The sequence below is a fragment of the Paraburkholderia ribeironis genome (assembly GCF_900019265.1).
Lineage (GTDB): Bacteria > Pseudomonadota > Gammaproteobacteria > Burkholderiales > Burkholderiaceae > Paraburkholderia > Paraburkholderia ribeironis.
In genome coordinates this window covers 41,703-55,506 of the sequence record NZ_CYGX02000027.1, presented here as the reverse complement: position 1 = coordinate 55,506, position 13,804 = coordinate 41,703, and the positions used below count along the sequence as shown (strand labels likewise).

Here is a 13,804-nt window from a genome sequence, read left to right as displayed (position 1 = left end):
TCGTTCGTTCTCCGATTCATTTTCGGTTGCCGCCCGGACGTGACAGCCTGCGCGCCTGCCGCTCGAAGCCTGACAGGCGCTGATCCCGTTACGACGATGCTGTCACGTCAGCGAGCTTTACCGCTTTGGCCGTCACTGAAGATGCCGTCGCGACATTGCGCAGATCGGCGAGGAACGTATCGCGCCAGACCGACAGGTTGTTCTCGCGCATCGGCGCCATCATGTCCGCATGGCGCGCCTGACGCTCGGCGAGCGGCATCGACAATGCGCGTTCGAGCGCTTCGGCCATCTGCGACAGATCGAACGGATTGACGACCAGCGCGCCGGGCAGTTGCTCGGCGGCGCCGGCGAATTGCGATAGCACCAGCACGCCGGGATCGGCGGGATCCTGCGCCGCGACGTATTCCTTCGCGACCAGATTCATGCCGTCGCGCAGCGGCGTCACATAGCCGACCTGCGACTGACGGAACAGCGCCATCAGGAGATTGCGCTCGTACTTGCGGTTCAGGTATTGGATCGGTGTCCAGTCGAGCTGCGCGAAACGCCCGTTGACGCGCCCCGCTTCGCCCTCCAGCGCCTGGCGAATGCGCTGATAGGTCTGCACGTCCGCACGCGTCGGCGGTGCGATCTGCACCAGCGACACGCGGCCATGCCAGCCGGGCGCGTTCAGCAGCAGCCGCTCGAATGCCTGGAAGCGCTCCACCAGTCCCTTCGAGTAGTCGAGCCGGTCGACGCTGAGGATCAGCTTGCGCCCGCGCATGCCGTCGCGCAGGCTGCGCACCGGCTTGCGATCGGTGAACTGCTCGGCGGCCTTGGCGATGGCATCCGGATAGATCCCGATCGGATACGCGCCGACTTTGAGGAAGCGGTCATACGCGTGCAGCATGCCGTCCTCGCTCGACGTGCCATGCTGGCTGCGCTCGATGAAGTCGACGAACGACTGACGATCCGCTTCGGTCTGGAAGCCGATCACGTCATAAGAGCACATCGCCTTGACCAGTTCTTCGTGCGGCGGAATGGTCCGCAACACTTCCGAAACTGGAAACGGGATGTGCAGGAAAAAACCGATCGGGTTCTTCACGCCCAGTTCGCGCAGGCAGCGCGCGAACGGCAGCAGGTGATAGTCGTGCACCCAGATGATGTCGTCGGGCTTGAGTAACTCCTGGAGCTGCTTCGCGAGCGTCGCGTTGACGCGCTGATAGCCCGCGTATTCCTGCCGGTCGTAGCGCGACAGGTCATTGCGATAGTGGAACGTCGGCCAAAGCGTCGCGTTCGAAAAACCGCGGTAGTACTGGTCATAGTCGCGCTTGGTGAGACCCACCGTCGCGTACGTCACGTTGCCTTGCTTCTCGATGACCGGGGCGGACATCTCGCTCACCGTCTCGCCACTCCAGCCGAACCAGACCCCGCCGGTTTCCTTCAGCGCGTCCAGCACGCCGATCGCCAGACCACCCGCTGCGGGACGGCCTTCCTGGATCGGTGCGACACGGTTCGATACCACGATCAGTCTGCTCATTGGTGCTCCACCTGGGTTCAGTTGTTTCGTTGCATACGGATATGTGCCAAAACGGTGCATGCAAGTCGCGTGCCGTTTTTTGAGATATTGGGAATAAAAATGTATGCAAATGTGACGGGCGAGAAGAAACGCGCCGCGACATCACACTACGAAGAAATTCATTCTGCTTTGTACGACGAAACGCCAGATTTTTTGCCAGGGTCGAAAGTGCTGGAATCAGGGGTCGACGGGATCAGGCATCCTGCTCGGAGCCGAGGTCGCGCTGGTATTCCAGCCCTTCCTGGCGCGCCCCGCCCTGATTGTGCTCGCCGTCGGGCGGAGCGCCGGGAGCGATGCGATTCTGCGCGGCCGGATCCGGCGAGACCGCCGGTTCGGCCTTGTTACCGCCCGGCCGGGCATCGCGCTTCGAATGGCGTGCGGACCGTCGCAATGCGGGATGTCTCATGATGGACGCCTCCAGGGGAAGCCCGCCGCGAGTCGGCGGCATCAATACAGTCTAGAAGTCGCGCAAGTAAATTGCCGGTAAAAGATACGTCGGCCTTGTAACAAGTACATAAACTCGTTGCGCCAAACTGTGGTGCGGCGCACACAGCACGTCACAGCTGCACGCGATACGCCGGGCGCTCGCCGGCCTGGGGCGTCTGCGCGGGTTGCGGCGGCGGATCACCGATCGGCGGAGACACCGGCTCGTCCGGTTCGAACGGCTGCGGGTCCGGGCTCGGGTTGGTGTCGGGCTCGGCGGGGTTCGGCGGTTCCACCGGCTCGGGACGGTGAGCGCGCTTTGGAAGGGGAAGCGCGGGAGTGGCGACGTATTCCGGCATGTCGGTTGTCCTCGTGTTGCGTTTCATTGGAGCGCAGCAAGGCCTGTGCCGTTATGGTGCCGTCCCCGTTGGCGCGCGCAGCGGGTGCACAGGGTGCACCGGGTGCACCGGGTGCAACTGGCGCGGCCGGCGCGTCAAGCGTCGGCGCCGCCCAGTGCGCGCGATTCGTCGCCGGCGTCGCCGTCTTCGCGAGCGTCGTTGCCATACTCGACCAGACGGTTGTACAGCGTCTTCAGACTGATGCCGAGAATCTCCGCGGCGCGCGTTTTCACGCCACCGCATTGCTCGAGCGTGGCCAGGATCAGTTGACGGTCCGCTTCGGCTAGAGACGTGCCGAACGGAATCGTGATCGCCGTACCGACGGCGGGCTTCGACAACGTGATCTGCAACGGCACCGTCGCGGTGCAGTCCGAATCCGCACCCGACATGATGTGCGCGCGCTGCACGTAGTTCCTGAGCTCGCGCACATTGCCCGGCCATGGATATGACAGCAGCATGTCCTTCACGGCGGCGGGGAAATGTTTCTTGGTGCCGTGGCGCTCGTTGAGCTCGTCGAGAAAAGCCTGCGCGAGCAGTTCCACGTCTTTGCCCCGCTCGCGCAGCGGCGGCAGGCTGATCGGAAACACGTTCAGCCGATGGTACAGATCGAGCCGCAGCTTGCCTTCCAGCACCGCCTGCTGCGGATCGCGGTTGGTGGCCGCGATCAGGCGCACGTCGGTTTCGATTTCCTTGGTCGTACCGACCCGCATGAACATGCCGGTTTCCAGCACGCGCAACAATTTCACCTGCAATTCGATCGGCATCTCGGTGATTTCGTCGAGAAACAGCGTGCCGCCGTTCGCGCGCTCGAAATAACCCTTGTGCTGACGGTCCGCGCCGGTGAACGAGCCACGTTCGTGGCCGAACATCTCCGACTCGATCAGATTCCGCGAGATCGCGCCGCAGTTCACCGCGAGGAACGCATGCTTGCGACGCAAGCTCAGTTCATGCAGGGTCTGCGCGGCGACTTCCTTGCCGGTGCCCGATTCGCCCATCAGCATGACCGAGGCCGCCGTCGGCGCGACGCGGCCGATCTGGTCATAGACTTCCTGCATCGCCGGCGAATTGCCGAGCATCAGGCCAAACCGGCCCATGCGCCGCAATTCGCCGCGCAACGTGCCGATTTCCGCCTTGAGGTCGCCGGCGCGCGGCAGGCGCGACAGGATCGCCTTCACGCGCTGCATGTTGATCGGTTTCACCAGGTAGTCGGCGGCGCCCATTTTCAGCGCACTGACCGCCGACTCGACTGTGGCGTGACCGGTAATCACGATCACTTCCACGCCCGAGCGCGGATCCAGATCTTCGAACAGATCGACCCCGCTGCCGTCGGGCAACTTCAGATCCGTAAATACGACATCCGGCACCTGCCGGACCAGTTGAATACGCGCTTCGCGCAAATCGCCCGCGGTGGCGGTGGTCAACCCGTCTTCCGCGATGATGGCGGAGAGTGCCTCGCGGGTACCAGCGTCGTCATCGACAATCAATACATGTGGCATCGCGTCTCGAAAGCTGCAAGCGTGGATGAGCAAACATGCTAGGCGCATGCAGAAAAGTGCGCCGGCGGGGAACTGTGTGGCGCCGCGGCGCGCAGCCGAAGAGTGAGCAGTCCGCCGACTCCCGCGCACGCGCCCGGCCGGCCGGCCGGCCGGGGATTGCATACAACATTGCAACAATGCCCGAACAATTCTCGATAATTGTCGGTCGATTGTTGTCTATCTCTCTATTATACGGCTATACAAGCATAAACTAACACTGTCGGGCCGGCACCTCCCGCCAAACTTGCATGGCGGCGAGGCACGGCCCGACCCGGCCAGCGCGGTCAGCTGTGTGGAAACGGCCAGGCCCGGCCATCGCCGTTGGTTTGCGCCGAACCGTCGGTCTCGTGCGGGCCCGGGGTCGTGCTCTGCGTCAGCGTGCCTGACGCAACGGCCGGCGTCGCGACGGCGCCGCCCTCGCCTTCCCAACGACTCAATTCCCGCGCGATGGGAATCTGACCCGCACGCTTGTGTTGCACGTAGCGGATCGCCAGATAGCCGCCGAGCGCCATCAACGCGCTGAAAATGCCAATTGTGGGTCGTGTCATCCTGAACTCCTTGTGGTCGTGAAGCGAATGGGTGCCGGACTGGCGTCGCGGTCAGCGCGCGGTCAGAATGCCCAGCACAAAGCCTACACCCGCTGCAATCCCGATCGCGCGCCATGGGTTATGTCGCACGTAGCGCTCGGTGTTGACGGCCGCCGCGCGGTAACGCCGCTGCGCGTTGCGCTGCGCATCGCCAAGCGTCGATTGCAGATTTTCGACGTGTGTGCCGAGCTTGCTGCGCAATGCGCCGACGCCTTCGCCGGGCACATTGGCGGCAAGCCGCAGCATTTCCTCCGAGTCCCTCAGCAGCACCCGCAGATCCTCGACAATCTTCTGGCCGCCGAGGGCAAGCTGTTGCGTCGTGTCAGTCATCATTCACTCCTCGTCTAGGTTCGGCGTTCACGAAAAGCATGGGGTTTGGCGTCATCAGGCAAACCGCGTGCCCGGTAAATTTGCCGTATGTTTATAGCGTGGCACGCTTTCGCGACGGTCATGGCCTTGATTGCCGCAGACCGCATCGAAGTGGTTAAATCGGCTTTTGTGAGATATTGGCCGATGTCGCAGCGGCCTCGTAGCGGCTTATCTCGTTCCCAAGGCCTGCGCGCCGTAATAACGAACTTCATTGCACAGGACTCCCCGCATATGGCGCCAAACGATCTTGACTCGCTCACCGTCTCCGCCGGCGGCAATGCTTCGGCCCAGGCGAAGCAGCGCGTCGCGGACGGCGTCGCGGGACTGAAATCGTACGGGCTGCTGTACGGCTCGTCGCCGGTGATGCTGGATCTGTACGAGCAGATCGAGCGCGTCGCCAGCACCGACGCGACCGCGCTGATCATCGGCGAATCGGGCACCGGCAAGGAGCTGATCGCCCGCACGATTCACGAGGTCAGCAGCCGCAAGGACGGCGCGTTCGTCGCGGTGAACTGCGGCGCGATTCCCGACGAACTCATCGAAGCCGAGTTGTTCGGCCACGAAAAAGGCAGCTTCACGGGCGCGGTCCAAGGACGTCTCGGCTACTTCGAATACGCGAACGGCGGCACGCTGTTCCTCGACGAGATTACCGAAATGGCGCCGGTGCGCCAGGTCAAACTGCTGCGCGCGCTCGAAACCGGCAGCTTCTATCGGGTCGGCGGCAATGAGCTGATCAGCGGCAACGTGCGCGTGATCGCGGCCACCAATCGCGACCCCGCGGTGGCCGTGAAGGAAAACGGTCTGCGCGAAGACCTGATGTACCGGCTCGCGGTTTTTCCGTTGCGCGCGCCCCCGCTGCGCGAGCGCGAGAACGACCGCGAACTGCTCGCACAGCACTTCCTCGCGCAGCTCAATCAGCAGGAAGGCACGAACAAGAGCTTCAGCAAGCGGTCACTCGAAACGCTGCGCACCTGGTCGTGGCCGGGCAATGTGCGCGAGTTGAAGAACGCGGTGTATCGCGCGTTCATTCTCGCGGAGAAGACGGTGGAACTGCCGCATCCGCATCTCGCGTCCAAGGTCAAGAAAGCCGTCACGCAAGGCGACGCGATGACCGTATGGATCGGCACGCCGCTCGCCGATGCGCAAAAGCAGATCATTCTCGGCACGCTCAAATATTGCGGCGGCGACAAACGACGCGCGGCCAAGGCGCTCGGTGTCAGTCTGAAAACGCTGTACAACCGTTTGAGCGCATACGGCGACGAAGGCGCCGACGAGGACGCCGAACAATAAGCGGTGCAACGGGCCGCACAGTAAGCCGAACTACCGGGCGCGGCATGATTGGCCCTGCCGGATGCTCATGCTCATGCTCGTGCTCACGCGACCCCTTCGCGAGCACATTTCCACTATCCGCATGTCGCGCGTTCAATCGCGAAATCGACGTACTCGATATTGCTTCGCATTGCCAGGCAAATCTGCTTTCATCCACCAGATTCCACTTCGCATCGCATCAAGTTTTGCAATTTATTGCATTTTTCCACTGCCCATTACAAATGGCATCCTGCAAAATGCGGCAGCGAAATAGAAGACGTAGAAGACGTGCCGCTCTTTCGCATGCCTCGCCGGCATGTGAATGAAAGGCACCTTGCACAAGCAGGGAAAGGGAAATGCAAAACAAAAAGCTGTGGGCCGACAGGACAAGACCAACGGCCGGATGCGGACGCTCCCATGCAATGGCGCTCGTCGTGCTGGCGCTGGTGGTGTCGTCGGCATTGAGTGGTTGCAGCTCGCTTTACTCCGAAGGCGCGGTCGCCGGCGCCGGTGTCGCCGGTGCCGCAGTCGCGGGCAAGGTCACCAGCAATGCGGCGGTCGCCACCGGTATCGGCCTTGGCGCGGTCGCAGCGGCCCGCGCCGGCGTGCAGTATTCGGAGCGCGTGGTCCACCGCAATACACAGGACAGCATTGCACGCGCGGCCGGACCGCTCGCGGTCGGCGCGGTGGCGCCGTGGAGCGTGACCCACTCGTTCCCGATCGAAGACGACGAGCACGGCCGCGTCACCGTCAGCCGCGCGATCAGCACGGGTGCTCTCGACTGCAAGGAAATCGTCTTCTCCGTCGACCAGACGGCGACCCAAAACGTCCCGGCCAACAGTGCGTTTTTTGTCGCGTCGGTGTGCCGTGACGGCGACAACTGGAAATGGGCATCGGCCGAGCCCGCCACCGAACGCTGGGGCGCGCTGCAATGAGGGCGCTCTCGCTTCAGGTTTCGTGGGTCAGGGCTTCGCGGGCGGCGGTTGAACCTGCGGCGACACCATGCACCGGCAACCGGCTGCGGCTCATCGCGGCCGGCGCGCTGTGCGTCGGCGCGAGCCTGCTATCGAGCGGCTGTTCGTCGATCGGCGCCGCGAGCGGCGCGGCGGCTGGCGTCGCATCGGGTCTCGTGACCGCCAACCCGGCCGTCGCGATCGGCGTCGGCATCGCCGTGCAGGCCGCGACCGACGAAGCCGTTGCCCGCTATATGCGTGGCACGCACAAGGACCAGCAGGATCTGATCGCCGCGTTGGCGGGCGCCATGCCGGTCGGCGAGACGCGCCCGTGGGCGGTCAAGCACACGCTGCCTGTCGAGAACGGCCACGGCGAGGTGCGCGTGACACGCGCGTTCAGCTCCGCGCTCACGCTGTGCAAGGAATTCGTGTTCTCGGTACAGGACGGCGACGGCCCCAACGCGCCCGTAGCCTGGTTCGCGGCCAGCGCGTGCCGTCAGGACGCGGGCTGGAAGTGGGCTTCGGCCGAACCGGCGGTTGAACGCTGGGGCAATCTGCAATAAAAAAGCGGCAGGGTCTTGCCTGCCGCTTTCGTGTGAACCTGAATCAACTCTGAGCCGGTCGTGAACGTTTGCCGAGCAACCCGGCTCAGGACTCCACGTCTTCCAGGCTGAAAATTTCGGTCTGGTCGTTGTACGAGAAGATCTCGCCATAACGGCCCCAGTTGATGACCGCGTCGAGCGTTTCCTCGGCGGCGCTGTCCGACAGAAAGTCCTCCAGCTCCTGCTCGAAGCGCACGCGCGGCGCGCGATGCCCCGGCCGTTCGTTCAGCACTTTCTTGATCCGTGCGGCGAGCGGCACGTGCCGCAGCAGATGCTCGGCGAACATCATCTTGCGTTCCTGGGTGCCGAACTCGGCGAATACGCGCGCCGGCGGCGTGAGGAAAATATCGCCTTCGCGCACGTCGGCGAAACCCAGATGCTGCAGCACTTCGGCGACCGGGAACAGATCGTCGACCTCCAGATGCAGTGAGCGGGCGATTTCCGGCATGTCCGCACGGCCGTGGTATGGCGCGGCAGCCAGCGTCTCGATCAGACCGGCCATCAGGTTGGTCGACACATGCGGCAGCCAGCTGTGCAGCTCGAGCCCCTTCTTGGTCTTTTCGTCGGTCTGGCGCGCGGTCATCTTCGCGTAGATCTCGTCGACCAGGCGCCGGAACGCCGGGTCCAGCCGGTTGCGCGGATGCTTGAACGGCACCTTGATCTCGGCGATCACGCGGCCCGGATTCGACGACAGCACCAGAATCCGGTCGCACATGAACACCGCTTCCTCGATGTTGTGCGTGACGATCAGCACCGCCTTGATCGGCATGCGACCTTGCGTCCACAGATCGAGCAGGTCGGTACGCAGCGTTTCGGCGGTCAGCACGTCGAGCGCGGAGAACGGCTCGTCCATCAGCAGCAGCGTGGGGTCGACCACCAGCGCGCGGGCAAAGCCGACGCGCTGGCGCATGCCGCCCGACAGCTCGCGCGGATAGGCGTTTTCGAAACCGTCCAGACCGATCAGGTCGATTGCAGCGAGCGCGCGCGTGCGCCGCTCGCCCGCATCGACACCTTGCGCTTCGAGACCCGCTTCGACGTTCTGCAGCACGGTCAGCCACGGAAACAGCGCGAAGGTCTGGAATACCATCGCGACGCCCTTGGCGGGACCGGCGAGCGGCTTGCCCATATACGTGACCTCGCCGTCGGTCGGCTCGATCAGACCGGCGATGATACGCAGCAGCGTCGACTTGCCCGAGCCCGAGCGGCCCAGCAAACCGACGATCTCACCTTCGCGCAGCGACAGATTCGCGTCGTCGAGAACGAGCAGCTCGCCCTGCGACTTGTTGAAACCACGGCACACGTCCTTGACGCGCAGGATCTCTTCGCCGAGGCGCGGCGGCATCGGCGGGGTCTGGATCGGCGCGGCGGTCATAGCAGCTTTGGGATTTTGCATCGCGTTATGCCTTCATTTCTCAATCGAGCCGGAGCTTGCCTTCGGCGTAGGCGTACATCGGACGCCACAACAGACGGTTGAACAGGGTGACGAACAGGGACATCACGGCGATGCCCACAATGATCTTCGGGTAGTCGCCCGCCGCGGTGGTCTGCGCGATATACGCACCCAGTCCATGCGCGGCCAGTTTCGTATCGCCCCACTGGACGAACTCCGCCACGATACTCGCGTTCCACGCGCCGCCCGACGCGGTGATCGCGCCGGTCACGTAGTACGGGAAAATGCCGGGCAGCATGGCCTGACGCCACCACTGCCAACCCCGGATATGGAAGTTCTTGGCCGCCTCGCGGTAGTCGTTCGGGTACGAACTCGCGCCTGCGATCACATTGAAAAGGATATACCACTGCGTACCGAGCACGATCAGCGGCGACAGCCAGATGTCCGGGTTCAGATGGAAGCGCACGATCACGATCACGAACACCGGGAACAGCAGGTTCGCCGGGAACGCGGCGAGGAACTGCGCGAGCGGCTGGACCTTTTCCGCCAGCGCCGGCCGCAGGCCGATCAGCACGCCGACCGGCACCCAGATCACCGAGGCGATCGCGATCAGCAGCACCACGCGCAGCAGCGTGATGAGCCCGAGCACGAGCACATGGCCGACTTCTTCGAGCGTCACGCCGGTGCGCACATAGAGGAATACACGGTACACCACGAAGACGGTGGCGATCAGCACCAGCGCCGCCCACAGGATGTCGCCCAGCTTCGAGCTTTTCTCGCTGCTGGCAATCTGGAAGCGCGGTGCGCTTAAAGCCGGCAACTGGAAACGCACGCGGGCCGCTTTCGCGAACATCCAGCCGAGCGGCACCAGCAGGCGGTGGATCAAACGGGTGCGGCGAATCAGGTCGAGCAGCCAGGATTCCGGCGCGTCGCCGGAGCTGGTGAATTCCATGCGGAACTTGTCGGCCCATGCGACGAGCGGGCGGAACAGCAACTGGTCGTACGCGAGAATCACCACCGTCATCGCGAGGATCACCCAGCCGATCGCGTGCAGGTTCTTCTCCGCGATCGCCTGCGCGAGGAACGCGCCGATCCCCGGCAGTGTGATCGTGTTGTTGCCGACCGTGATCGCTTCGGAGGCGACCACGAAGAACCAGCCGCCGGACATCGACATCATCATGTTCCAGATGAGGCCTGGCATCGAGAACGGCACTTCGAGCTTCCAGAAACGCTGCCACGAGGTCAGATGGAAACCGCGCGACACTTCGTCCAGATCGCGCGGCACCGTGCGCAGCGATTGATAGAAGCTGAACGTCATATTCCACGCCTGGCTCGTGAAGATCGCGAAGATCGCCGCGAGTTCGGCACCGAGCACGCGGCCGGGAAACAGCGCGAGGAAGAACGTGACCGTAAACGAAATGTAGCCGAGCACCGGCACCGACTGCAGGATGTCCAGAATCGGCACCAGCACGATTCCGGCGCGCCGGCTCTTGGCCGCCAGCGTGCCATACACCAGCGTGAAGGTCAGCGAGGCGACCATCGCCGCGAGCATGCGCAGCGTGGTGCGGATCGCGTACTCGGGCAGGTTCGACGGGTCGAGCGAGATCGCCTGGGTCTTGAGCGTCGACATCGGCGCGAGCGTTTCGTGAAAACCGATCGCCACCATCGCGATGAGGCAGATGATCAGCGGAAACGCAACGAAGTCCCAGCGGTTGGGCAGCACCCGCCATGCCGATGCATTGGCGGTGCGCTTCAGGTTGAAACTGAAATCCATCAGATGCCCTCCCCTTCGACACAGGAATCGGTTCGCTCGAAGGAGGCCGCGGCTTTGACGCGGCGGTCTGAAGATCGGTCCGGAAAGCGGAAATCAGGCATGGCAAAACGCATGTGCGCGGTAAATCGTTAGCGTTGGAGACACGTGGACCGGCCACGGGCGTAGTTCATGGACGAGCTGTCCAGGATCACGATCGTCGCGCCGGACTCCTGTCGCCGCGGGGCGCCGCCCGAAGGCTGGCGAGCTTTCCTCGTTTTGGACGGCACGACACTACACCATCCTATGTTTCAGGCACAACCTTTTGCCGCAGATAGCGATGCACGACGGCGAGCTCCGGTCAACCGGCGTCGCGCCGCACGACTGGAGCGTGGCGTGTCGGCCACATCGCCGCTCGCCGTGGCCACGGCCGCCGCCGCGGCCGGGAGCGTGACGCGTCGCCCGGAAGGCCCATGCGGCCGTCAAGAAACTGGCTGAACTGCCGTTAACAACCTGATGGGTGCGGCACATGCACTTCGCATTACCGCAATAACGGTGGCGTCAGGCCCCATGGCGGTTAAAATCACACAACGACGCGCATGTTTGCTGGTGGTTTATCCCGGGCCACAGCGGCGACGGATCGTGAGCCGCCTCCAGAGGGTCGACGCAGCGCCAGCGCGCTGCCACGAATGAGCTAGTTGCATCTCACAGCCAGACGGATCAGAGGGTCGATGAACAGGACAACCTTGCGCCAGGTCACCGGGCCCATCAGCTTCATGCTGATCGTACTGGTTTGCTGGTTCGTGGCCGGCATGGTCGCGGACCGGATGGTACAGCAAGAGCTGGACGCAGCGCTGCGCGCGCAGCGGCAAATTTCCGCGTCGATCGTCGACAACATGGCGGAAGTGATTGCCAGCGACCTTGCCATGTCGCGCGCCATCCCCGCAACCATGGCCCAAATGGACGTGGTCCAGCGCGCCCTGGTGCAATCGCAGAATTATGCCGCGAACGGCGAAGCGGCGGAACCCGCCCTGCGGGCCGCGTTGCTAAATGACGGGCGGATGTCCAAGGTCAACAACTTCCTGCACGGCGCGCAAGGCTTCTCCGGGCTCGACCAGATCTGGCTCGTCAACGCCAACGGCATCTGCGTGGCGTCGAGCAACTCGAGCAACAATCCGAACGCGGCGGAACGCTCGTGCGTCGGCGCCGACATGCGCACGCGCGGCTATATGACCAACGCGCTGCTTGGCGCGTTCTCGGAGGCCTACGGCGTCGGCCGCACGAGCGGCGAACCGGGCATCTTCATCGCTGCGCCGGTTTACGCGGACGGCCTGCTGGTCGGGGTGGTGGTCGCCAAGGTGGGGATCGCGCGGCTACGCCACTGGGTCGCGCACGCCGGCACCTTCGTCGCCGACGACAACGGCGTCATCATCATGGCGCACGACAGCGAGCTTGAAGGGTACGCGGTGCCGAACTCACGCGTCACACAGATGAGCCCCGCCGAGCGCAAGCTGATCTATCGCCGCGAAGCGTTCCCGGAAATACAGATTCGCGTCGACACCCAGGTGCGCGAGCGGGCGCCCTGGGTGCCCGCAGCCATCGCCGGCCAGTTGTTCGGCATGACCGAGCAGACCGTGCCGGCACTGTATCAGGCGCGCACCGGCCTTAACTCGGGGCTGTCGGCCCATCTGGTCGATCCGCTCGCGGCGTGGCCCGAACTTCTGCGCAATCACCGGCGCGACCACCTGCTGGTGTTCCTGACGCTGGCCGGCACGGTCGCGCTGGCGTGGGTGATCACCGTGTCTTATGTGCGCGAGCGGCGCCACCATCGCGCGACGCGCGACCTTGCCGAGCAATTGCAGTCAGCCAATACGCTGCTGTCGGCCGAGGCGCGCCACGACGCGCTGACCGGCGCGCTGTCGCGGCGCTACTTTCTCGACCTGCTGCGTCATGAGATCGATCGCGCGCATGCGTGCGACGAGCCGCTGTGCATGGCGATCGCCGACCTCGACCACTTCAAGCAGATCAACGACCGTTTCGGCCATGCCACCGGCGACCGCGCGCTCGAGCACTTCGTCGACACTTGCCGCGCGGAGTTGCGCGGCGGCGACGCGATCGGCCGCCTCGGCGGCGAAGAGTTCGGCTTGCTGCTGCCGGCCACCGATCTCGCCGGCGGACGCGACGTGGTCGAACGCTTGCGCCTGCGCCTGAAGGCGACGCCTTCGCCGAAGCTGCCGCCGTCGGTGGGCCTGAGCGTGAGCATCGGCATCACCGAACTCTCGCCCGACGACCTGCCCGAGCGGATCATGAGCCGCGCCGACACCGCGCTCTACGCGGCGAAAACCGGTGGTCGCGACCGCACCGAGGCCCTGCCGCCCGACGACACCGCGCCGCCCGCGCGCACAGTCGCGAACGTATGGTAGGGTGGCACGCGCCGCCCGGTTCGCCTTCCCCGCTTGCATCCCTGTTGCGCCTTGCGTGCATTTGCGCCCATGCGTTTGCGCATGCCTTCGCGCTACGCAGGTCCGCACGCCTGCCTTGCGCGCAAAGTCATCCAGGCTGCAGCACGCCGCGGGCTTGCCACAACGAAGCAGGTATCATCGACTCTGATATCGAGATTGCCGCTACCGCTCTAACGGGAGATTCGCATGAAGGGAAATCTGGTCATCGTCTGTCGCGATCAGGATGCTGACGCGTTCGACCATCTGCTGGCTGAATATGGCGCGTTCCAGACGCGCCTGTCGTCTACCGCGTGGTATCTGAAACTGGCCGTCGCGCCGGAAGTGATTCAGGAAGAGATACTGGCGCGTCTTGGCAAATACACGACGCACTATATTTTCGAGGCCGAGACGGTGACATGGAACACGGTGGACAGCGAAGCGGCGAGCGCGCTGAATACGCTGTTCTCCGACTGAGCACGCACCGGTCTCGCGC

The 13,804-nt window shown here is 64.1% G+C and carries 13 protein-coding genes; 5 read left to right on the top strand and 8 right to left on the bottom strand.

Features of this window, described 5'->3' with window-relative positions; all coding sequences use genetic code 11:
* Nucleotides 1–88: 88 nt before the first annotated feature.
* The 6 genes from otsA to BN2475_RS13175 form a co-directional block, all read right to left on the bottom strand.
* A complete protein-coding gene (gene otsA, locus BN2475_RS13200; RefSeq protein WP_094779962.1) occupies nt 89–1,516 on the bottom strand; it encodes an alpha,alpha-trehalose-phosphate synthase (UDP-forming) in 1,428 nt (475 codons plus the stop codon).
* Between the two features lie 232 nt (nt 1,517–1,748).
* A complete protein-coding gene (locus BN2475_RS13195) occupies nt 1,749–1,961 on the bottom strand; it encodes a hypothetical protein (protein WP_094779961.1) in 213 nt (70 codons plus the stop codon).
* 151 nt (nt 1,962–2,112) lie between these two features.
* On the bottom strand, nt 2,113–2,337 hold the full coding sequence (locus tag BN2475_RS13190; RefSeq protein ID WP_094780114.1) for a hypothetical protein: 225 nt from the start codon (nt 2,335–2,337) through the stop codon (nt 2,113–2,115).
* Nucleotides 2,338–2,471: 134 nt separating this feature from the next.
* Complete coding sequence (locus tag BN2475_RS13185; RefSeq protein WP_094779960.1) at nt 2,472–3,872, bottom strand: sigma-54-dependent transcriptional regulator; 1,401 nt, start codon at nt 3,870–3,872, stop codon at nt 2,472–2,474.
* A 323-nt stretch (nt 3,873–4,195) separates the two neighbouring features.
* Nucleotides 4,196–4,459 carry a hypothetical protein gene (locus tag BN2475_RS13180; protein ID WP_094779959.1) on the bottom strand — a complete coding sequence of 88 codons (264 nt, stop codon included), beginning with the start codon at nt 4,457–4,459 and terminating at the stop codon, nt 4,196–4,198.
* Nucleotides 4,460–4,510: 51 nt separating this feature from the next.
* Nucleotides 4,511–4,828 (bottom strand): ElaB/YgaM/YqjD family protein, encoded by a 318-nt coding sequence (locus tag BN2475_RS13175; protein ID WP_094780113.1) that lies wholly within the window; start codon nt 4,826–4,828, stop codon nt 4,511–4,513.
* Between the two features lie 270 nt (nt 4,829–5,098).
* Between BN2475_RS13175 and BN2475_RS13170 the strand changes: the two genes are divergently transcribed.
* From BN2475_RS13170 to BN2475_RS13160, 3 genes are all read left to right on the top strand, one after another.
* A complete protein-coding gene (locus tag BN2475_RS13170; RefSeq protein ID WP_094779958.1) occupies nt 5,099–6,157 on the top strand; it encodes a sigma-54 interaction domain-containing protein in 1,059 nt (352 codons plus the stop codon).
* Nucleotides 6,158–6,597: 440 nt separating this feature from the next.
* The gene (locus BN2475_RS13165; RefSeq protein WP_425435529.1) at nt 6,598–7,110 is read left to right on the top strand and encodes a hypothetical protein; all 513 of its coding nucleotides are present in this window, start codon (nt 6,598–6,600) and stop codon (nt 7,108–7,110) included.
* Nucleotides 7,107–7,691: a hypothetical protein gene (locus tag BN2475_RS13160; RefSeq protein ID WP_245841301.1), complete on the top strand. Its 585-nt coding sequence runs from the start codon at nt 7,107–7,109 to the stop codon at nt 7,689–7,691. Before BN2475_RS13165 ends, BN2475_RS13160 begins: the two co-directional genes overlap by 4 nt.
* Nucleotides 7,692–7,776: 85 nt before the next feature.
* Here the strand turns inward: BN2475_RS13160 and BN2475_RS13155 are convergent, their stop codons facing one another.
* Entirely contained in the window at nt 7,777–9,123 is a 1,347-nt protein-coding gene (locus BN2475_RS13155; RefSeq protein WP_094779956.1) for an ABC transporter ATP-binding protein, read from the bottom strand.
* Between the two features lie 19 nt (nt 9,124–9,142).
* The gene (locus tag BN2475_RS13150; RefSeq protein WP_094779955.1) at nt 9,143–10,894 is read right to left on the bottom strand and encodes an ABC transporter permease; all 1,752 of its coding nucleotides are present in this window, start codon (nt 10,892–10,894) and stop codon (nt 9,143–9,145) included.
* A 707-nt stretch (nt 10,895–11,601) separates the two neighbouring features.
* Between BN2475_RS13150 and BN2475_RS13145 the strand changes: the two genes are divergently transcribed.
* The gene (locus BN2475_RS13145) at nt 11,602–13,293 is read left to right on the top strand and encodes a sensor domain-containing diguanylate cyclase (protein ID WP_094779954.1); all 1,692 of its coding nucleotides are present in this window, start codon (nt 11,602–11,604) and stop codon (nt 13,291–13,293) included.
* Between the two features lie 225 nt (nt 13,294–13,518).
* On the top strand, nt 13,519–13,785 hold the full coding sequence (locus tag BN2475_RS13140; RefSeq protein WP_094779953.1) for a double-stranded DNA-specific endonuclease: 267 nt from the start codon (nt 13,519–13,521) through the stop codon (nt 13,783–13,785).
* Nucleotides 13,786–13,804: the final 19 nt, after the last annotated feature.